We start from the raw sequence: 23,779 nt of genomic DNA on the forward strand, positions 1-23,779 counted from the left end.
AAGAGCAGATCCGCGGCCTCCCGGGACCCCTCCCGGAAGGCGAGCGGATCCTCTGGCAGGGCGCACCGCACTGGCCGAGCTTCGCCCGCAGCGCGTTCCACCTGAACAAGGTCGCCGTCTACTTCGGCCTCCTGCTCGTCTGGCGGTTGCTCGCCGCCCATTACGACGGCAACCCGCTCGCTTCCGCGCTGTGGCCGCTGCCGCTGGCCGCCGTCGGCCTCGGCATCATCGCCTTCCTCGCCTGGCTGGTCGAGCGCACCAGCGTCTACACCCTGACCAACCGGCGCATCGTCATGAAGGTCGGCATCGCGCTGCCGGTGACGATGAACTTCCCGTTGCGCCTGATCGGCAACGTGGACCTGATGACCCGGCGCAACGGCACCGGAGACATCCCCTTCGTGCTCGGCAGCGACGACAAGATCGCCTACCTGCACCTGTGGCCGCACGCGCGCCCGTGGCGTTTCGCCAAGGCCGAGCCGATGCTGCGCGCGATCCCCGACGCCGCCCGCGTTGCCGAACTCCTCGCCGGCGCGCTGCAGGACATCCACTCGCGCGCGAACCCGGCGCCGACGGCGCTGTCCACTGCAGCCGGCACGTCCCGCGCCGGCAGTGAAGGTGGGAGCGGCGGTAGCCGCGAAGTTTCGGCGGCGACGACGACCGGTTGAGTACCGGCTGCCCGGACTTCAGACAGCCTTTCTCTCAACCCTTAACCTCTGTTCTGCCACGAAAAACACGAAAACAGGCTTGCAGTCGTCAGGTATTTGACCCGTTGGGTTATTGTCGCGCGGGGTCGAAGCGCTGGAGTGTTTTCGTGCATTTCGTGGCAATTGCTTCTCAAGGTTAACTCGCGCCGACTGGCGCGACCCACGTAGGCGAATCGACAAGTGCATCACGACGAACCCGAATTCGGCTCGCAGCCGTTCCCGCGCGCACCGCTGATCGGCGCCGGCATCCTCATTGCCGTCGTCGTCACCGGCGTCGCCATCGCCCGCCTCAGCGGCTTCGACCCGCGCGTCGCGCCGCCGGCGCCGGCGGTCGAGACGCGCGCGCTCTCCTTCTCGACCCAGCCCGACGGCGCCTTCGTCGTCGTCGATGCCGACACGCGCGAGCAGTTGCTGACGCTGGCACCCGGCGAGGACGGCTTCCTGCGCGCGTCGATCCGCTCGATCAACCGCGAACGCAAGCGCCAGGGCATCCCCGAGGACACCCCCTACCAGCTCGTCGTTCATCAGGACGGCCACCTGAGCCTCGAGGACACCCCGACCGGCCGCAGCTTCGATCTCGGCGGCTTCGGCGCGACCAACACCGCCGTCTACGCCAAGCTGCTGAGGGCCGCGCCCGCGCAGGCCGCGGGAGAGGGCAGCGGACGATAGCCGGGTGCAGAGCGCCCCCCCGTTCGGGCCTGACGGCCCTCCCACGAGAGCGCCGTTGTGGCAGGGCCGTCAGGCCCGAACAGGTGTCGATCCGCGGCCACGTCTCCCTCGCACTGAACGCCTAGCCCCTCGCTCCTGATACCTCGCCCCTAACCCCTAACGCCTAGCTCCTGCCCCCCCTCGATGTCCGACTTCGCCAGCTACGCCATCCCGGCTGCGTTCGCCGCGTTCGTGTGGTGGTCGTCGACCGGGGTCATCTTCTACCTCGACGGCTTGCCACGGCAGACCTTCCGCTGGTCGATGGCCGGTGCGACGATCCTGCTCGTCGGCGCCTTGGTCGGGCTCGCGGCGAGTTCGCAGGAGACGAGTGTCGCAGCCGCCCACCAGTCCTTCTTCTGCGCGATCGTCATCTGGGCGTGGTTCGAGATGAGCTTCCTGATGGGCTTCATCATCGGCCCGCGGCGCGCGCTCGACCGGCCGCCGACCGAGGGCTTCCAGCGCTTCGTGAACGCGACCGAAGCCATCCTCTACCACGAGATCGCGCTCGTCTTCGGCGCCGTGCTGGTCTGGGCCCTGACCGCCGACGCGCCCAACCTGGTCGGTGCCTGGACCTTCGCCGTGCTCTGGGTGATGCGCCTCTCGGCCAAGCTCAACCTCTTCCTCGGCGTCCGCAACCTCTCCGCCGAACTGCTCCCCGAACACCTCTCGCACCTGCGCCAGTACCTGACGCAGCGGCCGATGAACGTGCTCTTCCCGATCGCGGTTTCGGCAGCAGGCGTCGTCACGGTCTTCCTCATCCGCGAGATCCTCTCCTTCCCGCCCGATTCCTTCGAGGCCAGCGGCCTCACCCTCGTCACCACCCTGCTCGGTCTGGCCATCGTCGAGCACTGGCTGATGGTGATCCCGATCAACGGCGCCCGGCTGTGGGAGTGGTCGCTGGACGAGCGACGGCGGGACAAGCTGGCGCAGACCGCGGACACCGAGTCCCCGGTGGAGGCTCAGGGCGCCGCGCAGCCGACGCTTCAGTCGAGATAGCTGCGCGCGGCTTCGAAGCGCTCGGCGTAGTAGCGGCTGTCGAGGCGATCGATGCGCACGCGCCCGTTGCTCGACGGTGCATGCACGAAGCGCTCTTCGCCGATGAAGACGCCGACGTGCGAGAACGGCGTGTTGCGCGTGTTGAAGAAGATCAGGTCGCCGGGCCTTAATTGTTCGCGTTCGACCGGGCGACCGAGACGGGCGATGTCGGCAGCACTACCGCTGAGCCGCAGTCCTGCGGCGCGCTCGAAGATGTAGGACACCATGCCGCTGCAGTCGAGGCCGGCTTCGGGGTTGCGGCCGCCGAAGCGATAGCCCGTGTCGATCAGCGCCAAAGCGTAGATGGCCACGTCCTGGCCGGAGGCGCCTTGCGCCGTCGCCGCGCTCCGCTGGCCGCGTTCGGACGCAGGCAGGGGTGAAGTCTTCGGCGTGCCGCAAGCCGCAAGCAGGCACAGCGCGAGCAGCGCGCAGCAGCGGCGAACGGGCAGCGTGGTTGGCGACATGGGCAGGGTGGTGACGGTTCCTGATGGCGCAAAGTATAGCGACTTGCCGGCTGCCGTGAGCAATCGGCCGCCCCGCCGCCGCTGTCGATGCGGAATTGTCACCGGCTGCGTCTATACTCGCAGTCTGGCGCGCAGGCTGTGCGCGGCTCCGGATTTCAAACCCACCCACCCTCAGCGAGGAAATGCGATGACCTACACCATTGAAACCCTGCAACCCGGGATGAGCGCGTCGACTGCGAAGACTGTCACCGAAGCCGACATCATCCTGTTCTCCGGCGTCTCGACCGACGTCAACCCCGTGCATATCGACGAGGCCTTCGCGGCGACGACGCCCTTCGGCGGCCGCATTGCACACGGCATGTTGTCGGCCAGCTTCATCTCGGCCGTGCTCGCCAACAAGTTGCCCGGACCCGGCACCATCTATCTCGGCCAGACCCTGCGCTTCAAGGCACCGGTCAAGCCTGGCGACACGGTGACGGCGACGGTGACGATCAAGGAAGTGGTCGCCGCCAAGAAGCGCATCATCCTCGACACCGTATGCACGGTGAACGGCAAGGTCGTCATCGAGGGCGAAGCGACGACGATGCTGCCTTAATCGGAAGGGGACAGTATTTTCATACTGTCCCTTTTTCCACCAAAGACGCGCATTCTCCCAATTCGGTCATTGCGAGGCACGCAGCGCCGCGGCAATCCAGTTCGTACTTTTTGCGTCGTCACCCGATGTCCGCGGGCAACCCGATACCAGTCCTGCTCACTGGATCGCCACGCTCTGCGGGCTCGCGGATGACGGTTACACTCTCAGCCCCTCTCCATGTACTCCTGGCACTGTCGTTCATTGCGAGGCGCGTAGCGCCGTGGCAATCCAGTTCGTTCTTCTGTCTCTGCGCCCTTCACGATGCGAGACCTACGAACTGGATCGCCACGCCCTGCGGGCTCGCGATGACGGTTAGGGTCACAGCCCCTCTCCATGTACGCCTGGCACTGCCGTCATTGCGAGGCGCGTAGCGCCGTGGCAGCACCGACGTCATTGCGAGGCGCGTAGCGCCGTGGCAATCCAGTTCGTTCTTCTGTCTCTGCGCCCTTCACGATGCGAGACCTACGAACTGGATCGTCACGCCCTGCGGGCTCGCGATGACGGTTAGGGTCACAGCCCGCTCCATGCGCTCCTGAAATACGTCTATTCCGGGGAGGCAGATCAAGCATAGGATGAACGGCTGCTGCTCCGGGCCTGTGCCTTGGCTCGATCCCGTCGCAGTTTCATGTCAAAGAAGGACGATGTCGTACTGCTCCTGCGCGTAGCTCGGTTCGGCCTGCAGCGAGATCGGCTTGCCGATGAAGTCGGAGAGCATCGCCAGCGAGTGTGATTCCTCTTCCTGGAACAGGTCGATCACCGACGGTCCGGCGAGGACGCGGAATTCGCGCGCGTTGAACTGGCGCGCCTCGCGCAGGAGTTCGCGCAGGATCTCGTAGCAGACCGTGCGCGAGGTCTTCACCTCGCCGCGTCCCTGGCAGGTCGGACAGGGCTCGCAGAGCACGTGCGCGAGCGACTCGCGCGTGCGCTTCCTGGTCATCTCGACCAGGCCGAGCGCGGTGAAGCCATTGACCGTCAGTCGCGTGTGGTCGCGCGCCAGCGCCTTGTTGAACTCGGCGAGCACCGCGTCGCGATGTTCGGCGGTGTCCATGTCGATGAAGTCGATGATGATGATGCCGCCCAGGTTGCGCAGGCGTAGCTGGCGGGCGATCGTCAGCGCCGCTTCGAGGTTGGTCTTGAAGATCGTGTCGTCGAAGCTCCGGACGCCGACGAAGCCGCCGGTGTTGACGTCGATCGTCGTCATCGCCTCGGTCTGGTCGAAGATCAGGTAGCCGCCCGACTTGAGATCGACGCGGCGCGCCAGCGCCTTCTGGATCTCCTCCTCGACGCCGTAGAGGTCGAACAGCGGCCGCTCGCCGGTGTAATGGTCGAGCAGCGGCAGCACCGCCGGCGTGTATTCGGCGGCGAAGCCCGAGAGCTTCTGGAAGTTCTCGCGCGAATCGATGGCAATGCGCGAGGTCTCCGGGTTGACGAAGTCGCGCAGCACGCGCTGCGCCAGCGACAGTTCCTGGTAGAGCAGTGCCGGCGGCGCCGCCGTCTTCGACTGCGTCACGATGTCGCGCCAGATCATGCGCAGGAAGCTGATGTCGTTGGCCAGATCGGTCTCGCTGGCGTTCTCGGCCATGGTGCGCACGATGAAGCCACCCGGCTCCTCGGGCGGCACCAGCCGCGTGATCTTCTCGCGCAAGGAGTCGCGTTCGGCGACGTTCTCGATCCGCTGCGAGATGCCGATGTGCTTGTCCTGCGGAAGGTGCACGAGCATGCGGCCGGCGATCGAGATCTGCGTCGACAGGCGCGCCCCCTTGCTGCCGATCGGATCCTTGATCACCTGCACCAGAATGCTCTGCCCCTCGTGCAGCAGGCGCTCGATCGGCTTCGGCGCTTCGCCCGGCGGCCGGGCCTCGCGGATGTCGCCGACGTGCAGGAAGGCCGTGCGCTCGAGGCCGACGTCGACGAAGGCCGACTGCATGCCGGGGAGGATGCGGCAGATGCGCCCGAGATAGACGTTGCCGACCAGCCCGCGGCTGGCATTGCGCTCGATGTGCAACTCCTGGACCGCGCCCTGATAGACAACGGCGACGCGGGTTTCCTGCGGGGTGAAATTGATCAGTATCTCTTCGGGCATGGGCAAGCTCTGCGAGGCGGTGTGGCAGGGGACAGTGAGGGCAGGGGGGCAGGGCATGCGCACGCTCGCCGCTTGCGCGGCAGGGGCAGCGGTTAGAATGGCGAACCCTGCGCTCCACGGCGCCGTCCTGCGTGGCATGTCTGCCCGGCAGCGCCGCTCCCGTTTCCTGAATCCGCCGCATTTTAACCGTAAGCGCCCATGTCCGCCGTTCCCGAACTCCTCGCCCCCGCCGGCTCGCTGGCGATGGCCCGCGCCGCACTCGCCTTTGGCGCCGACGCCCTCTACGCCGGCCCGCCGCGCTACAGCCTGCGCGTGCGCAACAACGAATTCGGCGACCCCGAGCGCCTGGCGCAGGCGATCGACGAGACGCACGCGCTTGGCCGGCGCTTCTACATGGTCGTCAATGCGCTGCCTCACAACAGCAAGCTGAAGAGCTTCCACGCCGACTTGGCGCCGCTGGTCGCGCTCGCTCCCGACGCACTGATCATGGCCGACCCCGGCCTGATCGACCTCACGCGTGAAGCCTGGCCGCAAATGCCGATCCACCTCTCGGTGCAGGCCAATACCATGAACTGGGCGGCGGTGCGCTTCTGGCACAAGCAGGGAATCGAGCGCGTGATCCTCTCGCGCGAACTGTCGCTCGACGAGATCGCCGAGATCCGCCAGCGCTGCCCCGAAGTCGAACTCGAAGTCTTTGTCCATGGTGCCTTGTGCATCGCCCATTCGGGGCGCTGCCTGCTGTCCGGCTACTTCAACCGGCGCGACGCCAACCAGGGCAGTTGCACCAACGCCTGCCGCTGGCAGTACCAGGTGCACGCGGCGGACGCCGACGGCAACCCGCTGTCGGCAGCTGCCCCCGCGCCAGCGGACGGCCAGGGCGGCTGCGCCTTTCCCGGCGGCAGCCAGTGGCTGATCGAGGAGCGCGAGCGCCCGGGCGAACTGATGCCGATCGAGGAGGACGAGCACGGCACCTACATCCTCAACTCTAAGGACCTGCGCGCGATCGAGCACGTCGAGCGCCTCGTCGCCATCGGCGTCGATTCGCTGAAGATCGAGGGGCGCACCAAGTCGGCGTACTACGCCGCGCGCACCACGCAGGCCTACCGGCGCGCGCTCGACGACGCCCGCGCCGGGCGTCCCTTCGACCCGGGACTGCTCACGACGCTCGACGCGCTGGCCAGCCGTGGCTATACGGAAGGCTTCTATCGGCGCCACCTGCCGGCAGCGACGCAGAACTACGCGAGCGGCGCCTCGGCCGGCGGGCTGAGCCGCTACGTCGGCGACGTCGTCGTGCACGACGCTGCGCGCGGGCTGTGCGAGGTCGCGGTCAGGAACCGCTTCGCCGTCGGCGACCGCGTCGAGATCGTGCAGCCGGCCGGCAATCGCGAGTGCGTCGTCGAGCGCATGGAGGACGCCGCCGGCAGGCCGGTCGGCGTCGCACCGGGCGACGGCCACCGCGTCTGGATCGCCCTGCCTGCCGACTGCGTCGGCGCCTATCTGGCGCGCTTCGAGCCCCCAGCAGAGATAGCCTGAGGGCGCTCCTTCGCGGCTGCCGCCGTTCCCACGAAAAACGCGCACCGCATCGCCCCGTCGTGGGAGGGCCGGCAGGCCCGAATCGAGGACAAGGCACGCCCCGTTTGAGAGTCATGGCGAGTCGCGCCACCTCAAGGCATGAACGCGCCCGTTCGCTTCCGTGCCGTCATTGCGAGGCGCGCAGCGGCGTGGCAGCACCGACGTCATTGCGAGGCGCGTAGCGCCGTGGCAATCCAGTTCGTTCTTCCGTCTCCTCGCCCTGCACGATGCGAGACCTACGCACTGGATCGCCACGCCCTGCGGGCTCGCGATGACGATTACGGTCTCAGGGCCTCTCCATGCGCTCCTGGCACTGCCGTCATTGCGAGGCGCCCAGCGGAGTGGCAGCACCGACGTCATTGCGAGGCGCCCAGCGGCGTGGCAGCACCAACGTCATTGCGAGGCGCGTAGCGCCGTGGCAATCCAGTTCGTTCTTCCGTCTCCTCGCCCTGCACGATGCGAGACCTACGCACTGGATCGCCACGTCCTGCGGGCTCGCGATGACGATCACGCTCTCGCCCCCTCTCCATGCGCTCCTGGCACTGCCGTCATTGCGAGGCGCCCAGCGGCGTGGCAGCACCGACGTCATTGCGAGGCGCGTAGCGCCGTGGCAATCCAGTTCGTTCTTCCGTCTCCTCGACCTTCGCGATGCGAGACCTACGTACTGGATCGCCACACCCTGCGGGCTCGCGATGACGATCACGCTCTCAGCCCCTCTCCATGCGCTCCTGGCACTGCCGTCATTGCGAGGCGCCCAGCGGCGTGGCAGCACCGACGTCATTGCGAGGCGCGTAGCGCCGTGGCAATCCAGTCCGTTCTTCCGTCTCCTCGCCCTGCACGATGCGAGACCTACGTACTGGATCGCCACGCCCTGCGGGCTCGCGATGACGGTTACGGTCTCAGGCCCTCTCCATGCACTCACGGCACTGCCATCATTGCGAGGCGCGTAGCGGAGTGGCAGCACCGACGTCATTGCGAGGCGCCCAGCGGCGTGGCAGCACCGACGTCATTGCGAGGCGCGTAGCGCCGTGGCAATCCAGTCCGTTCTTCTGTCTCTGCGACCTTCGCGATGCGAGACCTACGCACTGGATCGCCACACCCTGCGGGCTCGCGATGACGATCACGCTCTCAGCCCCTCTCCATGCGCTCCTGGCACTGCCGTCATTGCGAGGCGCCCAGCGGCGTGGCAGCACCGACGTCATTGCGAGGCGCCCAGCGGCGTGGCAGCACCGACGTCATTGCGAGGCGCGCAGCGCCGTGGCAATCCAGTTCGTTCTTCCGTCTCCTCGCCCTGCACGATGCGAGACCTACGCACTGGATCGCCACGCCCTGCGGGCTCGCGATGACGATTACGGTCTCAGGGCCTCTCCATGCGCTCCTGGCACTGCCGTCATTGCGAGGCGCCCAGCGGCGTGGCAGCACCGACGTTGCGAGGCGCGTAGCGCCGTGGCAATCCAGTTCGTTCTTCTGTCTCTGCGACCTTCGCGATACGAGCCCTACGCACTGGATCGCCACGCCCTGCGGGCTCGCGATGACGGTTACGGTCTCAGGCCCTCTCCATGCACTCCTCGCAATGCCGTCATTGCGAGGCGCGCAGCGGAGTGGCAGCACCGACGTCATTGCGAGGCGCGTAGCGCCGTGGCAATCCAGTTCGTTCTTCTGTCTCTGCGACCTTCGCGATGCGAGACCTACGTACTGGATCGCCACGCCCTGCGGGCTCGCGATGACGGTTACGGTCTCAGGGCCTCTCCATGCACTCACGGCACTGCCGTCATTGCGAGGCGCGCAGCGGAGTGGCAGCACCGACGTCATTGCGAGGCGCGTAGCGCCGTGGCAATCCAGTTCGTTCTTCCGTCTCCTCGCCCTTCGCGATACGAGCCCTACGTACTGGATCGCCACGCCCTGCGGGCTCGCGATGACGATCACGCTCTCAGGCCCTCTCCATGCGCGCCTCGCACTGCCGTCATTGCGAGGCGCGCAGCGGAGTGGCAGCACCGACGTCATTGCGAGGCGCGTAGCGCCGTGGCAATCCAGTCCGTTCTTCTGTCTCTGCGACCTTCGCGATGCGAGACCTACGCACTGGATCGCCACACCCTGCGGGCTCGCGATGACGGTTACGCTCTCAGCCCCTCTCCATGCACGCCTCGCACTGCCGTCATTGCGAGGCGCGTAGCGCCGTGGCAGCACCGACGTCATTGCGAGGCGCGCAGCGCCGTGGCAATCCAGTTCGTTCTTCCGTATCTGCGACCTTCGCGATACGAGACCTACGCACTGGATCGCCACGCCCTGCGGGCTCGCGATGACGATCACGCTCTCAGGCCCTCTCCATGCACTCCTCGCACTGCCGTCATTGCGAGGCGCGCAGCGGCGTGGCCGCACCGACGTCATTGCGAGGCGCGCAGCGCCGTGGCCGCACCGACGTCATTGCGAGGCGCGTAGCGCCGTGGCAATCCAGTTCGTTCTTCCGTCTCTGCGACCTTCGCGATGCGAGCCCTACGCACTGGATCGCCACGCCCTGCGGGCTCGCGATGACGGTTACGCTCTCGGCCCCTCTCCATGCACTTCCGGCACTGCCGTCATTGCGAGGCGCGTAGCGCCGTGGCAGCACCGACGTCATTGCGAGGCGCGCAGCGCCGTGGCAATCCAGTTCGTTCTTCCGTCTCTGCGACCTTCGCGATGCGAGACCTACGCACTGGATCGCCACGCCCTGCGGGCTCGCGATGACGGCTACGCTCTCGGCCTCTCTCCATGCACTTCCGGCACCGCCGTCATTGCGAGGCGCGCAGCGCCGTGGCCGCACCGACGTCATTGCGAGGCGCGTAGCGCCGTGGCAATCCAGTTCGTTCTTCTGTCTCTGCGACCTTCGCGATACGAGACCTACGCACTGGATCGCCACGCCCTGCGGGCTCGCGATGACGGCTACGCTCTCGGCCCCTCTCCATGCACTCCTGGCACCGCCGTCATTGCGAGGCGCGCAGCGCCGTGGCAATCCAGTTCGTTCTTCCGTCTCCTCGACCTTCGCGATGCGAGACCTACGCACTGGATCGCCACGCCCTGCGGGCTCGCGATGACGGTTACGCTCTCAGCCCCTCTCCATGCACGCCTCGCACTGCCGTCATTGCGAGGCGCGTAGCGCCGTGGCAGCACCGACGTCATTGCGAGGCGCGTAGCGCCGTGGCAATCCAGTTCGTTCTTCCGTCTCTGCGACCTTCGCGATGCGAGACCTACGTACTGGATCGCCACACCCTGCGGGCTCGCGATGACGATCACGCTCTCAACCCCTCTCCATGCACTCCTCGCACTGCCGTTCATTGCGAGGCGCGCAGCGCCGTGGCCGCACTGCCGTCATTGCGAGGCGCGTAGCGCCGTGGCAATCCAGTTCGTTCTTCTGTCTCTGCGACCTTCGCGATGCGAGACCTACGCACTGGATCGCCACGCCCTGCGGGCTCGCGATGACGGTTACGCTCTCGCCCCCTCTCCATGCACTCCTCGCACTGCCGTCATTGCGAGGCGCGTAGCGCCGTGGCAATCCAGTTCGTACCTCCATCTCTGCGACCTTCACGATGCGAGACCTAAGCACTGGATCGCCACGCCCTGCGGGCTCGCGATGACGATCACGCTCTCAGGCCCTCTCCATGCACTCCTGGCACTGCCGTCATCGCGAGGCGCGCAGCGCCGTGGCAGCACCGACGTCATTGCGAGGCGCGTAGCGCCGTGGCAATCCAGTTCGTTCTTCCGTCTCCTCGCCCTGCACGATGCGAGACCTACGTACTGGATCGCCACGCCCTGCGGGCTCGCGATGACGATCACGCTCTCAGCCCCTCTCCATGCACTCACGGCACTGCCGTCATTGCGAGGCGCCCAGCGGCGTGGCAGCACCGACGTCATTGCGAGGCGCGTGGCGCCGTGGCAATCCAGTCCGTTCTTCCGTCTCCTCGCCCTGCACGATGCGAGACCTACGTACTGGATCGCCACGCCCTGCGGGCTCGCGATGACGGTTACGGTCTCAGGCCCTCTCCATGCACTCCTGGCACTGCCATCATTGCGAGGCGCGTAGCGGAGTGGCAGCACCGACGTCATTGCGAGGCGCGTAGCGCCGTGGCAATCCAGTTCGTTCTTCCGTCTCCTCGCCCTGCACGATGCGAGACCTACGCACTGGATCGCCACGCCCTGCGGGCTCGCGATGACGATTACGGTCTCAGGGCCTCTCCATGCACTCTTCGCACTGCCGTCATTGCGAGGCGCGTAGCGGAGTGGCAGCACCGACGTCATTGCGAGGCGCGTAGCGCCGTGGCAATCCAGTTCGTTATTCCGTCTCCTCGCCCTGCACGATGCGAGACCTACGTACTGGATCGCCACGCCCTGCGGGCTCGCGATGACGATTACGCCAGTCACGCCTCCCCTAAAACTGGCACCGGCGACATCGCCACGCCCTGCGGGCTCGCGATGACCGGCTACTGCTTCAGGGTCGGGTTGATAACCCGGGCTTACAGCGTGATGCCGCGTTCGGCCGCGGCTTCCTTCAGCAGCGTCAGCGCGATGGCGAAATCGTAGTTGCCGATGGTGCGCGCGAGCGATGCGAAGCGCTCGCCGAGCGCCGCGCGCAGCAGTGGCTCGTTCTCGTCGAAAAGCTGGCCGACCGCGAAGTCGTCGTCGGCGAGCCCGCGTCCCAGCTTCACGAACACGGCGCTCACTTGCTCGTCGTCGACGCTGGCCGGGCGCTCCGGAGCCGCCTCGACCGGCAGGTAGGCGACGATGGCCTCGATCTGCGCCGCCAGCCGTTCGCTGGTCGCGTCGAGCAGCGCCGCCAGTTCCGCGGCGGACTGGCGTTGGCGCACTGCCCGTTCGAGTCCTTCGGCAAGGCTGCGCACTTCAGTGGCGCCGATCTGCGCCGAGACGCCCTTCAGCGTATGTGCCAGCCGTTCGCCCGTCGCCCAGTCCTCGTCGGCGAGTGCCGCCGACATCCGTGCGGCAAAATCGGCTTGCCCCGCGACATACTTGCGCAGCAGCGACAGGTACAGCGTTTCGCGTCCCATCGCCTGGCGTAGCCCGGTGCGCAGGTCGACTCCGGGAATCTCGTCCAGCGCGGCGCCCGCCGCAGTGTCGGGCGCCGCGGTGGGGGCTTCCTCAGGGGGGCGCTCGCTCGCGGCAGCCTCGACCACGCTGCCGGCCGGCAGGGGTTTCACCCACTGCAGCAGCTTGCCCCACAGCGCGTCGGTGTCGATCGGCTTGGCCAGGTAGTCGTTCATGCCGGCGTCGAGACAGCGCTGGCGGTCGCTGGCCATGGCGTTGGCGGTCATGGCGACGATCGGCAGGTCGGCGTGCGTCTTGCGGATCTCCTGCGTTGCGCTGACGCCGTCCATCACCGGCATCTGCATGTCCATCAACACCAGTGCATAGTCGTTGCCGCGTACCTTGTCGACCGCGATGGCGCCGTTTTCGGCAAGATCGACGCGTAAGCCGGCCTCGCGCAGCAATTCGGTCGCCACTTCCTGATTGAGTTCGTTGTCCTCGACCAGCAGGATGCGGGCGCCGGCGATCGCCGACATATCGGTCGCTGGAACCGGCGCTGGCGGCGTGCCGGGCGTCGGCTCGCCGCCAGCGCGACCGAGGGTGTGCATCACCGCGTCGAACAGCACCGAGGCCATCACCGGCTTGACCAGGACATCCTCGATGCCGGCAGCCCGTGCCGTCTTCAACAACTCGTCGCGACCATAGGCGGTGACCATCAGCATGTGCGGTGCCTTGTCCAGCGGCAGGCGCGAGATTTCCCGCGCGGTGGCGATCCCGTCCTGTTCCGGCATCTGCCAGTCGAGGAGGACCAGCTCGTAGGGGGCCCCGGCCGCGGCAGCGCGCACGATTTCGGCGACCCCGGCGCGGCCCGAGGAGGCGCTGCCGACGCGGAAGGTCATGCTCTGCAGCAGGTCGCCGAGGATCGCGCGCGAGTTCTCGTTGTCGTCGATCACCAGCACGCGCCGGCCACGCAGGTCGGGGTTGGGGACCAGGTTAGCCGCCGCCGCCTCGCCACGGCCGAGCCGTGCCGTGAACCAGAAGCTCGAGCCGACGCCGGGCTCGCTGTCGACGCCGACTTCGCCGCCCATCAGTTCGGCCAGGCGCTTCGAGATGGAGAGCCCGAGCCCGGTGCCGCCGTACTTGCGCGTGGTCGTCGTGTCGGCCTGCTCGAAGCTCCGGAACAGGCGATCGCGTTGTTCGGCGGAGAGGCCGATGCCGGTGTCGCGGACCGTGAAGCGCAGGACGACCTCGTCGGCGAAACTCTCGACCACGGTAATGCGGATCGTCACTTCGCCCTTCTCGGTGAACTTCACCGCGTTGGTCCCGAAGTTGACCAGGATCTGCCCGATGCGCAGCGGGTCGCCGACGAGGTTGGCGGGAACGTCTTCGGCGACATCGATCATCAGTTCGAGTCCCTTCGCCGCCGTCGCCTCGGCGATCAGTCCGGTGACGTTGTCGAGCACCCGTTCCAGCGTGAAGCCGATATGCTCGACCGCCATCTTCCCGGCTTCGAGCTTCGAGACGTCGAGGATGTCGTTGATGATGCCGAGCAGGTGCTTGCTGGAGAGCTGGATCTTCTTCAGGTAGCCGCGCTGCCGCGTTGTCAGTTCGGTCTTCAGCGCCAGATGCGAGATGCCGATGATCGCGTTCATCGGCGTGCGGATCTCGTGGCTCATGTTGGCGAGGAAGTTCGACTTCGCCTGCGCCGCCTCTTCCGAGAGCGCCTGCGCGCGGCGCAATTCGTCGACCAGCGCGCGTTCTGCGCTGATGTCCTCGATGATCCAGACCGATCCGCGTTCCGGCTCGTTCGCGTCGACCGCGCGCGCGCTCAGCCGCGCCCAGAACAGGCTGCCGTCGCGGCGAAGCAGTTGCTGCTCGCGCCGGTGCGTCGCGCCGCGCCAGATCTGCGCGTAGACTTCGTCGCCGCCCGCCTGCCAGGCGGCTTCATCGGCATACCAGGCCCGCGTCGTCTGACCGAGCAACTCGCCCGGCGGACGGCCGAAGATCTCGTGCAGTTTCTGGTTGCCGCGCAGCACGACGCGATCCTTGAGCAGGCAGATTCCCGAAGTCGCTGAATCGAAGATCGCCTGCTGTTCGGCGTAAGCGAGACGTAGCGCGTCGGCGGCCGCGCGCTCCCTGGTGATATCCTCGATGACGCAGACCGTGCCCTTGCCCGGATCGGTGACGTCGAGAGCGTGCGAGGAGATGCGCACCCAGACACGGCTGCCGTCCTTGCGCACCGCCTCCTCCTCGCGCACGTCGATTTCGCCGCGCTCGATGATGGCGTAGGCCTCGCGCCCGACGCGGTTGAAGGCCTCGTCGTCGGGGTACCAGGTACGCACCGAACGGCCGATCTGCTCGCCGGGCGCGTAGCCGAAGATCTCGTCGAGTCTCCGGTTGTTGCTCTGGATGCGTCGATCCTTGAGCAGCACGATGCCGGCGCTCACCGCTTCGAACAGGGATTGCTGCTCGTGCATGGCCAGCGCGAGTTCGGCAGTGCGTCGCTCGACCTCGCTTTCGAGGCGGTCGCGGTACTGCTCGAGCGCGATCCGGCTCTCCTGGCGTTCGCTCACGTCGCGCGACAGGACCAGGAAATGCGGTTCGGCACCGCTACCCGACTGCTTGCGCGTCACCGACAGTTCGAACCAGTGCTCCTGGTCCGGCAGCGGCAGTTTCAGTACCCGGCCGTAGTCGGAACCGTGTTCGTGGGCGGCGGCGAGCGCGGCGAGGCAGACCGCTGCCGCCTCCGCCGGCAGCACCTCGCTGACGGTTCGGCCGAGCAGGCTGTCCCTCGGCGCCGCCAGCAGTCCCTCGCGGGCCGTATGTATTTCGAGATAGCGGCCGTGCACATCGACCTCGAAGAGCAGGTCGGGGATCGCATCGATCGTCTCGGCCAGGCGGACGCGCGCCTCCTCGCTTTCCTGACGCGCCTGCTGCAGCTGGGCGAGGGTGCTCTCCAGTTCCTCCGTCTGCGCACGCACGTTGCGGCGCAACTGACGGTTCCAGGTCAGCAGCGCGCCGAGGGCGAGGAGCAGCGCGAGCAGCGCGTAGCCCGCGTAGCGGACATACGCCGGTAGCGTGCGTTCGACCAGCGAACCGAGCCAATGCCGCTCGATCGCCGCGAGTTCCCCCGGCGGGATCGCGGCGAAGCCGGCGGCGATCAGTTGTTGCAACTCGCCCTGGCCCTTGCCCACGGCCCAGTGGAAGTGGCTCGTGTACATCGGCGGCGTGTGCCGGAAACTGTCCTCGACGCCGAGGAGGTTGAGGAAATATGCGGCCGGGAGCTGGTTCATGCAGAAGACCCGCACTTCCTCGGCGGCAGCGGCCTTGGCCAGCGCCTCGTAGGAGGGGTACTGCCGGAAGTTGTACGAGCCACGCGCGCGCAGCCAGTCCATGCAGATGTCGCCGTCCTTGACGCCGATCATGAAGCCGCGGCTCGACTCCGCATCGACGATTCCGGAGATGCTCTTGTGGAAGAACAGCATCACGTCGAGATCGGCGTAGGAGGCCGAGAAATCGTAGCGCTTCTCTCGTTCCGGCGAGCGCGAGTAAGTGTCGATCACGTCCGCTTCGCCGTCGCGCATCATCTGTTGCGCCCTCGCCCAGTCCATCGCGCGCAATTCGACCGCGATGCCGGTCTGCCGCTGCCAGGCCTGCCAGCGATCCTTGACGATTCCCTGCAGCTTTCCTGCTGCGTCGCGCATCGCGTAAGGCGGGAAGTTGTCGTCGAAGACGACGGTGATCGAGCGCGGCGGCGTGCTCGCGCTGTCGGCAGGCGCCGCAACAGAGGCAGCTGCGCCGGTGAAAAAGAGCAGCAGGAGCGCGCCAGCGAGCCGTAGTCCTGCGAACTTGCCGCTCAGGACACGCACCCCCGGCCTCCTTGGCTGACGATCATGGCAAGTTCCGCTACTCATTGCGTTGAAGCGCGTTCATGCGCATCAGTTCCGTCAGCGATCCGCGGGTGACCCGATTCCAGCCCTACGCACTGGATCGCCACGCCCTGCGGGCTCGCGATGACGTCTGTCGTTACGGCCGGCACCTTGGCATCGGCACGCTGCAGTTTCACGTTAACGCCCGCTTTCCTATACTTCCGGGTCGGCCAGACGCGCTGCGACTTCGGCGAACTCGTCGCGGCAGGCGAGGAAGGCAGCGACGACGTCGGGGTCGAAGTGGCTGCCGCTGCCGTCGACGATGATCTCGGTGGTCGTCTCCAGGCTCATCGCGGCCTTGTAAACGCGGCGGCTCATCAGCGCGTCGAAGACGTCGGCGAGCGCCATCAGTCGGCCCGATACCGGGATCGCGTCGCCTGCCAGGCGCTTGGGGTAGCCTTCGCCGTTCCACTTCTCGTGGTGGGTGAGCGAGATTTCCTGCGCGACGCGCAGGAAGGCGAAGGCCCCGTTGGCCTGTTCGGCGGTGGTCGTGTCGGCGCCGGAGAGCGCCTGCTCCATCGCGCGGGCGATGGCGTCGGCACCGATCGCCGGGTGCGTCTTCATGATCTCGAATTCCTCGGCGGTCAGCTTGCCCTGCTTGAGCAGGATTGCGTCGGGGATGCCGACCTTGCCGATGTCGTGCAGCGGCGCCGCCTTGACCACCATCTGCAGGCGCCCGCCGCCGAGCGAGTCGCGAAAACGCTCGTGGCCGGCCAGCTGGCGAGCGAGCAGATCGACGTAGGTTTGCGTGCGCAGGATATGATGGCCGGTCTCCAGGTCGCGTGCCTCGGCGAGGCATGCGAGCGCACGCACCGAGAGGTTCTGGATCAGGATGTTTTCGCGCATGCGCCGATCGACCTCGCGTTCCAGCCAGTCGTTCTCCTGCGACAGCCGGTCGCGTGCCATCTTCAGTTCGAGCTGGGTGCGCACGCGCGCCAGCATGATCGGTGGGTTTATCGGCTTGGTGATGTAATCGACCGCGCCCAGTTCGAGCCCGCGTTCCTCGTCCTCGGTGGCATTCATCGCGGTGATGAAGATGACCGGGATCTCGCGCGTGGTCGGGTCCTCGCGCAGGTGCTGCAGTACCTCGTAGCCGTCCATCTCGGGCATCATCACGTCGAGCAGGATCAGGTCGGGACGCGGGTCGGTCACCGCCGCGCGCAGTGCCCGCGCGCCGGAATTGGCGGCGCGGACGCGATACTGCGGCTGCAGCAGTTCGCCGAGAACGGTCAGGTTTTGTGGCGTGTCATCGACGATCAGGATGGTGCGTGTCGGTGCTTCGTCGAATAGTGACTTCGTGCTCGGGTTTGCGCTCATCGCGGGGTTCTCTCGACGTTGGCTTACAGGTGCGGCTGTCTCTTCACATCAGTCATGGTAGCCCGAAATGCCTTCTGCTTGCCGTCGCGGCGGCCTTTCTTCAGCAGTCGACAGCGAAGCTGCGCAGCAGTTGCGTCGTTTCGTGCAGCGGCAGCCCCATCACGCCCGTATAGCTGCCGGAGAGGTGGGTGACGAAGGCCCCGGCGCGGCCCTGGATGCCGTAGGCGCCGGCCTTGTCGAAGGCTTCGCCGCTGGCGACGTAGCGCGCGATCTCGTCCGCGTCGAGGGCCGAGAAAGTGACCTCGCTCACCGACAGCACGCTGTCGAGCCGCCCGGCGGCAGCGACGGCGACTGCGGTCAGCACCCGGTGCGTGTTGCCCGACAGGCGGGCGAGGATCTCGCGCGCGTGCTCGGCGTCGTCGGGCTTGCCGATGATCTCGCCGGCGAACTCGAGCGTCGTGTCGGCAGCGAGGACCGGCCACGGCGCCAGCTTGCGCCAGCCGACGATGCGCTGCCCGTGGGCGGCCTTGGCGCGGGCGACGCGGACGACGTAGTCGATCGCGGCTTCGCCCGGATGCGGCGTCTCATCGATCTCCGCATCCTCGCGCGGCGGGCCGCGGAAGGCGATCAGGTCGAAGGCGATGCCGGCCTGCGCCAGCAACTCGCGCCGGCGCGGGCTGCGCGAGGCGAGGTGGATGCGTCCGCTCATGGTTTCAGCCCTCGCGGTGGTAAGGATGATTGCGCACGACGCTCATCGCCCGGTACAGCTGCTCGCAGAGGAGCAGGCGGGCCAGCGCGTGCGGCAGCGTCAGGCTGGAAAGGCGGATGCGCCGCTCGGCGGACCGCTTGATACCCTCGTCGATGCCGTCGGCGCCGCCGACGACGAAGGCCGTGTCGCGACCGTCCTGCATCCACTCGCGCAGCGCCTGCGCCAGCGCCAGCGTCGTCAGGTCCTCGCCGCGCTCGTCGAGGACGACGACGCGCGGGAAGGCGGCAAGCGCGGCGCGCAGGCGCACCGACTCGGCGGCCAGCAACTGCTCGCGACTCTTGCCGTGGCGTGGCTCAGGCTTGATTTCGACGATGCCGAGCGGCAGCTCGCGCGGCATCCGCTTCACGTATTCCTCGCAGCCGGCGGCCACCCAGTCGGGCATCTTGTGCCCGACGGCGACGATGCCGAGCTTCATGCCGCGTCGGCTTGGCCGCCCTGCTCGCCGCTGCGTACCGGGCGGCGCAAGGGGGCCGGCAGCTCGCCGCCCCACAGCTCCTCGAGCCGGTAGTAGGCGCGCACCGCCGGCTGCAGCACGTGCACGACGATGGTCCCGAGGTCGACCAGCACCCACTCGCCGTGTTCTTCGCCTTCGCTCGACAGGACGGTGCCGCCGGCCTCGCGCACCTTGTCGGCGACGTTCTGCGCCAGCGACCTGACCTGCCGGTTGGAGTCGCCGCTGGCAACGATCACGCGCTCGAAGAGCGGACTCAGGCGCTGCGTGTCGAGCACCACGATGTCGCGTCCCTTGATGTCCTCGAGCGCGTCGACGACGATCTTTTCCAGCGTGCTGATGTCCATGCTGTGCATTGTCGGCTTCAATTCCTGCAATAAAGGTGTTCGCGGCGAATATAGTCGAGAACCGAGTCGGGCAGCAAATAGCGCGCGCTGCGTCCTTCGCCGAGCAGTGCGCGGATCTGCGTCGCTGAAATGGCCAGCGGCGTCATCGCGAAACTGACGATGCTGCCGGCGGGCGCGCTGGCGAGCGTGGCGGGCGACGGCGAGAAGCGTTCGCGGAAGATTTCGGCCAGCGGCTGCGGCAGCTGCCCGGGGTCGATCGGGAAGCCGGGCCGGTGCGCGACGGCGATGTGTGCGAGCTCGAACAGCCGCTGCCAGTCGTGCCAGCCCGGCAGGCCGGCGAAGGCGTCGGCGCCGACCAGGAGGACCAGCGGCCGCTCTGCTGCCGCTTCGCCTGCACCCTCGCCGCGCAGCCGTTCGAGCGTCGGCACCGTGTAGCTCGGCTCTGTGCTCGCGACTTCGGCGTCGTCTAGCGAGAAGCGCGGGTTGCCGGCGATCGCCAGGCGCACCATCGCCAGCCGGCTGGCGGCCGCGACCGAGGGCGGCCCGCGGTGCGCCGGCCGGCCGGCTGGAATCCAGCGCACCCCGGCCAGGCCGAGGTGCTCGGCCGCTTCCTCGGCGAGGCGCAGGTGCCCCAGATGCACCGGGTCGAAGGTGCCGCCGAAGATGCCGAGCGGTGCTGTGCTCAAGGGCGCCGCCACGTCGCCCTGCTCAGTCACCGTTCGCGTCGGTCATGATTTTCGGCGCATCGCTGTTCCCCACCTCGACGAAGACATCGCGGTAGCTCACGTAGAAGCTGGCGAACAGCGTCGGCGCGAAGAGCATCAGGTAGGGCAGGGTCAGCACGCGCGCGATGCCGTTCGCGCCTTCGGGGAGCAGGCCCGCGAGCAGTCCGAGGACGACGCCGGGCAGGAGCGCGCCGAAGGCAGCCGTTGCCGCACCGTAGCCGAGGAAGGCGCGCCAGTTGCGCAGCCCTGCGAAGAAGCTGAAGAAGAGCGCCTTGCCGGCCGGCAGCCCCTGCCAGGCGGCAAGCATCGGCGCGTACCAGTAGGCCATGGTCAGCGGCAGGAGCAGCAGGAGGGCGATCTGCGCGGCACCGAGCAGTTCGCCGCTCTCGATCGCTTCCTCGGCGGGCGGTTCGCCGGCAAGCATCCAGCGCAGCAGGATGCCGTCGTCGGCGAGCGAGGCGATGGCGAGGATCGCCGTCATCGCCGCCAGGTAGATCGCGCCGAGCACGAGCAGCGTGCGCAGTTCGCCGCGGAAGGCCGAGAACAGGATCAGCGGCTTGACCGGCCGGCCATGGTCGATCTCGCGGCAGGCGTTCATCAGCCCGACCGAGAACAGCGGCAGCAGGACGGTCGCCAGCGCCGGGCCGAGCCACGGGATGCCGTTCAGGATCGCCATCAGCACCCAGTAGGAAAAGACGAGGAAGACGAGCAAGGCCGGGTTGCGGCGGAAGATGCGGAAGCCTTCGCGCAGCCAGTCGAAGCCCTGGCGCAGGGTGAGGGTCAGCGCTTGCATGGGAGGGGTCGGAGTGGAGCGTTCATGAGCAGGGCGGTTTCTTCGGGCCTACCGGCCCTCCCACGAGAGGCTGACGCGGCGGGCGGGTTTTTGTGGGAGCGGCGGCAGCCGCGAATTGGCGCGGTTCATGGCTTGAGATGGCGGAGACCGCCGCGATCGTCAGGGCAAGCCGCCGCCCTTTCAGTCGTTTCTCGTGGCGATCCAGGGTTGCCGGTCGGCAGCGACGATGTGGCGGCGCAGGATCTCGCGGTACTCGGCGGGGTCGTGCCGGGTGACGATCTCGCCCTCGCGCGGCTGGTGCTGGTCGGCGAGACGCGACAGCCAGAACCTCAGCGCCGCCGCGCGCAGCATCGCCGGCCAGGCTGCGCGCTCGCGTTCGTTGAGCGGGCGCACTGCGTGATAGGCGCCGAGCAGCGCACCGGTACGCGCCGGGTCGAGTTCGCCGGCGCGGTTCAGGCACCAGTCGTTGGCCGCGACGGCGAGGTCGAAGAGCAGATCGTCGACGCCGGCGAAGTAGAAGTCGAGGAGGCCGCTGATGCGCTTGCCGTCGAAGAGGACGTTGTCGCGGAAGAGGTCGGCGTGGATGATCCCGCGCGGCAGGTCGCCGATCTCGCCGCGGCCGTTGCCGCGTTGCTGCGCCTCGAAGCGGATCTCCTCGCGCAGCAGCGTCGCGTCCTCGGCATCGAGCAGCGGCAGCAGTTGGGTCGCCGTCGTCCGCCGCCAGGTGGCGCCGCGCGGGTGGTTCTGGCGGCCGCCGCAGGACTGGGCGGCGACATGCAGGTCGCCGAGCAGCGCGCCGAGCGCGGCGCAGTGCGCGACACCGGGCTCCTTGAGCGAGCGGCCGGACAGCCGCGTGACGATCAATGCCGGCTTGCCGGCGATCTCGCCGATCGTCTCGTTGTCGCGGTTGGCGATCGGCGCCGGGCAGGGCAGGCCGTGGCGCGCGAGATGGGCCATCAGGTTCACGAAGAACGGCAGCTCGTCGCGAGCGAACTGCTCGAACACCGTCAGCACGTAGCGGCCGTTGGCGGTGTCGAGGAAGAAGTTGGAGTTCTGCACGCCCTCGGCGACGCCTTCCAGGCGCTCGATCGCGCCGAGGGAATAGCGCTTCAGCCAGGCGGCGACCTGCTCGTGGGTGAGGGGAGTGAATACGGACATGGTCAATCGTGGGGGAGCTGTGCTCCCCTGACAGGGTTCAGAAGGTGCGGATCACCCATTGCGGGACGCGCACGCCGCCGTCCATCGTTTCCATGCGCATGAAGTTGCCGTTGCCCTGCTGGTCGACCAGGTAATAGGGCGGCGCGCCGTTGGCCGGCGTCACCTTGATCATGTACAGCTGGCCGTCGACGCGGTATTCCTCGACCGTGTCGCTGTCGCGCTTCTTGATCGTCACCTGCGGTTCGAGCGCGGCGTCGAACGGAATCATTTCCGGTGGCGGCGGCGGGACGGCCGGCAGCGGCTGCAGCTCGCCGGGATTCTGGGCGAACGCGGCACCGGCGCAGGCCAGCAGCAGGAGAGAGGAAAGGAGTCGGCGCATGATTGGCTTTCGCGAAAATGAGGCGGCGGGCGAGCGGGATTGTATTACAGGTTGAGCAGCATCTCCCGCTCGGCGGGAAGCGGCGCGAAGCCGCGTCGGGCGTAGTGCGTGAAGATCGCCTCGACGACGGCGTCGGGGTCGTCGATCACCTGCACCAGATTCATGTCCTCGGCGTCGATCATTCCCTCGCTGACCAGGCGCTCGCGCAGCCAGTCGAGCAGCCCGCGCCAGAACGGCCCATGGACGAGGATGAGCGGAATCTTGTGGCTCTTGCCGGTCTGGATCAGCGTCAGCGCTTCGAGCAGTTCGTCGAGCGTGCCGAAGCCGCCCGGCAGGACGACGTAGGCGCTGGCGAAGCGGACGAACATGAACTTGCGCGCGAAGAAGTGGCGGAAGCTCTGCGAGATGTCCTGGTACTTGTTCTTGCGCTGCTCGTGCGGAAGCTGGATGTTGAGGCCGATGCTCGGCGACTTGCCGTAGAAGGCGCCCTTGTTGGCGGCCTCCATGATCCCCGGGCCGCCGCCCGAGATGACCGAGAAGCCGGCGTCGGACAGCTTGCGCGCGATCGTCTCGGCGAGCACGTAGTAGGGGGAATCCTCGGCGATGCGCGCGCTGCCGAAGATCGACACGGCCGGCCGGATCGCCGCCAGGCGCTCAGTGCCTTCGACGAACTCTGACATAATGCCGAACACGCGCCAGGATTCCCGCGCCGAGAGTGTCTGTGCGGATACTTCTGCCTCTATCTCCGCCGAACAGGGGATCTTGTCCTTTTCGCTCATTGCGCCTCGCTCTCCACCATCCCATTTCTACCGATGCCTACCCTGCTGCTGGTCGACGGTTCGTCCTACCTCTATCGTGCCTTCCACGCCCTGCCCGACCTGCGCAACCGCGCCGGCGAGCCGACCGGGGCCATCTACGGCGTCCTCGGCATGCTACGACGCCTCGAAGCCGACCACAAGACGCATGACGTCGCCTTCAAGGCCTGTGTTTTCGATGCCAAGGGCAAGACCTTCCGCGACGAATGGTACTCCGAGTACAAGGCGCACCGGCCGCCGATGCCGGCCGACCTGGCCGCCCAGATCGAACCCCTGCACGCGGCGATCGCCGCTGCCGGCTGGCCGCTGATCATGGAGGCGGGGGTCGAGGCCGACGACGTGATCGGTACGCTGGCGCGGCAGGCCGCCGCAGCCGGGATCGACGTCGTCGTCTCGACCGGCGACAAGGACCTCGCGCAGATCGTCGGCCCGCGCGTGCGTCTGGTGAACACCATGAGCAACGAGACGCTCGACGAGGCCGCCGTGCTCGCCAAGTTCGGCGTCCCGCCCGAGCGCATCGTCGATTACCTGACGCTGGTCGGCGATGCGGTCGACAACGTCCCCGGCGTCGCCAAGTGCGGCCCGAAGACCGCGGTGAAGTGGCTGACCCAGTACGGCTCCCTCGACGGCGTCATCGCTGCCGCCAACGAGATCAAGGGCGTCGTCGGCGACAACCTGCGGCGCGCGCTCGACTTCCTGCCGCTCGGCCGCAAGCTGGTGACGGTGCGCTGTGACCTCGAACTGCCGCTGGCGCCGCAGCAGCTGCTGCCGCTGCCGGCGGACAGGGAGCGCCTGGCCGAACTCTACGCGCGCTACGAGCTGAAGAGCTGGCTGCGCGAACTGGGCGCCGAGGCAGGGGGCGAAGCGGGGGGCGGAGAAGGCG

Annotated in this window: 18 protein-coding genes; 6 read left to right on the top strand and 12 right to left on the bottom strand. The window is 67.6% G+C overall.

The window, feature by feature from the left end; translation table 11 throughout:
* The 3 genes from puhB to puhE form a co-directional block, all read left to right on the top strand.
* Positions 1-665 (top strand): photosynthetic complex putative assembly protein PuhB (gene puhB, locus CCR84_RS12050; RefSeq protein ID WP_201212604.1); only part of this gene is annotated, 665 nt, incomplete at its 5' end.
* A gap of 219 nt (positions 666-884) precedes the next feature.
* Positions 885-1,373 (top strand): photosynthetic complex assembly protein PuhC, encoded by a 489-nt coding sequence (puhC, locus tag CCR84_RS12055; protein WP_201212606.1) that lies wholly within the window; start codon positions 885-887, stop codon positions 1,371-1,373.
* Between the two features lie 183 nt (positions 1,374-1,556).
* The gene (gene puhE, locus CCR84_RS12060) at positions 1,557-2,408 is read left to right on the top strand and encodes a putative photosynthetic complex assembly protein PuhE (protein WP_201212608.1); all 852 of its coding nucleotides are present in this window, start codon (positions 1,557-1,559) and stop codon (positions 2,406-2,408) included.
* Here the strand turns inward: puhE and CCR84_RS12065 are convergent.
* Positions 2,396-2,911 (bottom strand): C40 family peptidase, encoded by a 516-nt coding sequence (locus CCR84_RS12065; protein WP_201212610.1) that lies wholly within the window; start codon positions 2,909-2,911, stop codon positions 2,396-2,398. The genes puhE and CCR84_RS12065 overlap by 13 nt on opposite strands.
* Before the next feature lie 187 nt (positions 2,912-3,098).
* Here CCR84_RS12065 and CCR84_RS12070 point away from each other — a divergent pair, with 187 nt between their 5' ends.
* A complete protein-coding gene (locus CCR84_RS12070; protein ID WP_201212612.1) occupies positions 3,099-3,506 on the top strand; it encodes a MaoC family dehydratase in 408 nt (135 codons plus the stop codon).
* A 667-nt stretch (positions 3,507-4,173) separates the two neighbouring features.
* On the opposite strand, the gene rng is transcribed toward CCR84_RS12070, so the two are convergent.
* A complete protein-coding gene (gene rng, locus CCR84_RS12075) occupies positions 4,174-5,628 on the bottom strand; it encodes a ribonuclease G (RefSeq protein ID WP_201212614.1) in 1,455 nt (484 codons plus the stop codon).
* Between the two features lie 198 nt (positions 5,629-5,826).
* On the opposite strand from rng, the gene trhP reads away from it, so the two are divergent.
* Positions 5,827-7,161: a prephenate-dependent tRNA uridine(34) hydroxylase TrhP gene (gene trhP / locus CCR84_RS12080; protein ID WP_201212616.1), complete on the top strand. Its 1,335-nt coding sequence runs from the start codon at positions 5,827-5,829 to the stop codon at positions 7,159-7,161.
* 4,526 nt (positions 7,162-11,687) lie between these two features.
* On the opposite strand, the gene CCR84_RS12085 is transcribed toward trhP, so the two are convergent.
* The 10 genes from CCR84_RS12085 to CCR84_RS12130 form a co-directional block, all read right to left on the bottom strand.
* Positions 11,688-16,082: a response regulator gene (locus CCR84_RS12085; RefSeq protein WP_201212618.1), complete on the bottom strand. Its 4,395-nt coding sequence runs from the start codon at positions 16,080-16,082 to the stop codon at positions 11,688-11,690.
* Positions 16,083-16,295: 213 nt separating this feature from the next.
* The gene (locus tag CCR84_RS12090; RefSeq protein WP_201212620.1) at positions 16,296-17,459 is read right to left on the bottom strand and encodes a response regulator; all 1,164 of its coding nucleotides are present in this window, start codon (positions 17,457-17,459) and stop codon (positions 16,296-16,298) included.
* A gap of 100 nt (positions 17,460-17,559) precedes the next feature.
* On the bottom strand, positions 17,560-18,168 hold the full coding sequence (locus tag CCR84_RS12095; RefSeq protein WP_201212622.1) for a Maf family protein: 609 nt from the start codon (positions 18,166-18,168) through the stop codon (positions 17,560-17,562).
* 4 nt (positions 18,169-18,172) lie between these two features.
* On the bottom strand, positions 18,173-18,643 hold the full coding sequence (gene rlmH / locus CCR84_RS12100; protein ID WP_201212624.1) for a 23S rRNA (pseudouridine(1915)-N(3))-methyltransferase RlmH: 471 nt from the start codon (positions 18,641-18,643) through the stop codon (positions 18,173-18,175).
* The gene (rsfS, locus tag CCR84_RS12105; protein ID WP_201212626.1) at positions 18,640-19,026 is read right to left on the bottom strand and encodes a ribosome silencing factor; all 387 of its coding nucleotides are present in this window, start codon (positions 19,024-19,026) and stop codon (positions 18,640-18,642) included. Before rsfS ends, rlmH begins: the two co-directional genes overlap by 4 nt.
* A 17-nt stretch (positions 19,027-19,043) precedes the next feature.
* The gene (gene nadD / locus CCR84_RS12110) at positions 19,044-19,742 is read right to left on the bottom strand and encodes a nicotinate-nucleotide adenylyltransferase (RefSeq protein WP_338052609.1); all 699 of its coding nucleotides are present in this window, start codon (positions 19,740-19,742) and stop codon (positions 19,044-19,046) included.
* The gene (locus tag CCR84_RS12115) at positions 19,735-20,544 is read right to left on the bottom strand and encodes a BPSS1780 family membrane protein (protein WP_201212628.1); all 810 of its coding nucleotides are present in this window, start codon (positions 20,542-20,544) and stop codon (positions 19,735-19,737) included. Before CCR84_RS12115 ends, nadD begins: the two co-directional genes overlap by 8 nt.
* 180 nt (positions 20,545-20,724) lie before the next feature.
* Positions 20,725-21,702: a homoserine kinase gene (locus CCR84_RS12120; protein ID WP_201212630.1), complete on the bottom strand. Its 978-nt coding sequence runs from the start codon at positions 21,700-21,702 to the stop codon at positions 20,725-20,727.
* 37 nt (positions 21,703-21,739) lie between these two features.
* Complete coding sequence (locus CCR84_RS12125; protein ID WP_201212632.1) at positions 21,740-22,081, bottom strand: DUF2782 domain-containing protein; 342 nt, start codon at positions 22,079-22,081, stop codon at positions 21,740-21,742.
* A gap of 44 nt (positions 22,082-22,125) precedes the next feature.
* The gene (locus tag CCR84_RS12130) at positions 22,126-22,860 is read right to left on the bottom strand and encodes an LOG family protein (RefSeq protein WP_201212634.1); all 735 of its coding nucleotides are present in this window, start codon (positions 22,858-22,860) and stop codon (positions 22,126-22,128) included.
* Between the two features lie 33 nt (positions 22,861-22,893).
* On the opposite strand from CCR84_RS12130, the gene CCR84_RS12135 reads away from it, so the two are divergent.
* Positions 22,894-23,779: 5'-3' exonuclease (locus tag CCR84_RS12135; RefSeq protein WP_274610816.1), on the top strand; the 886-nt coding region annotated here is incomplete at its 3' end.

It is taken from the genome of Rhodocyclus purpureus, from assembly GCF_016653115.1.
GTDB classification, from domain to species: domain Bacteria; phylum Pseudomonadota; class Gammaproteobacteria; order Burkholderiales; family Rhodocyclaceae; genus Rhodocyclus; species Rhodocyclus purpureus.

What these genes read in the sequence shown, in the direction of transcription:
- CCR84_RS12070 (WP_201212612.1), top strand. Translation starts at nt 3,099, where the DNA reads ATGACCTACACCATTGAAACCCTGCAACCCGGGATGAGCGCGTCGACT.
- CCR84_RS12125 (WP_201212632.1), bottom strand. Translation starts at nt 22,081, where the DNA reads ATGCGCCGACTCCTTTCCTCTCTCCTGCTGCTGGCCTGCGCCGGTGCC.
- puhE (WP_201212608.1), top strand. Translation starts at nt 1,557, where the DNA reads ATGTCCGACTTCGCCAGCTACGCCATCCCGGCTGCGTTCGCCGCGTTC.
- CCR84_RS12130 (WP_201212634.1), bottom strand. Translation starts at nt 22,860, where the DNA reads ATGAGCGAAAAGGACAAGATCCCCTGTTCGGCGGAGATAGAGGCAGAA.
- CCR84_RS12115 (WP_201212628.1), bottom strand. Translation starts at nt 20,544, where the DNA reads ATGCAAGCGCTGACCCTCACCCTGCGCCAGGGCTTCGACTGGCTGCGC.
- CCR84_RS12120 (WP_201212630.1), bottom strand. Translation starts at nt 21,702, where the DNA reads ATGTCCGTATTCACTCCCCTCACCCACGAGCAGGTCGCCGCCTGGCTG.
- rsfS (WP_201212626.1), bottom strand. Translation starts at nt 19,026, where the DNA reads ATGGACATCAGCACGCTGGAAAAGATCGTCGTCGACGCGCTCGAGGAC.
- trhP (WP_201212616.1), top strand. Translation starts at nt 5,827, where the DNA reads ATGTCCGCCGTTCCCGAACTCCTCGCCCCCGCCGGCTCGCTGGCGATG.
- CCR84_RS12065 (WP_201212610.1), bottom strand. Translation starts at nt 2,911, where the DNA reads ATGTCGCCAACCACGCTGCCCGTTCGCCGCTGCTGCGCGCTGCTCGCG.
- CCR84_RS12095 (WP_201212622.1), bottom strand. Translation starts at nt 18,168, where the DNA reads ATGAGCGGACGCATCCACCTCGCCTCGCGCAGCCCGCGCCGGCGCGAG.
- rlmH (WP_201212624.1), bottom strand. Translation starts at nt 18,643, where the DNA reads ATGAAGCTCGGCATCGTCGCCGTCGGGCACAAGATGCCCGACTGGGTG.
- rng (WP_201212614.1), bottom strand. Translation starts at nt 5,628, where the DNA reads ATGCCCGAAGAGATACTGATCAATTTCACCCCGCAGGAAACCCGCGTC.
- CCR84_RS12090 (WP_201212620.1), bottom strand. Translation starts at nt 17,459, where the DNA reads ATGAGCGCAAACCCGAGCACGAAGTCACTATTCGACGAAGCACCGACA.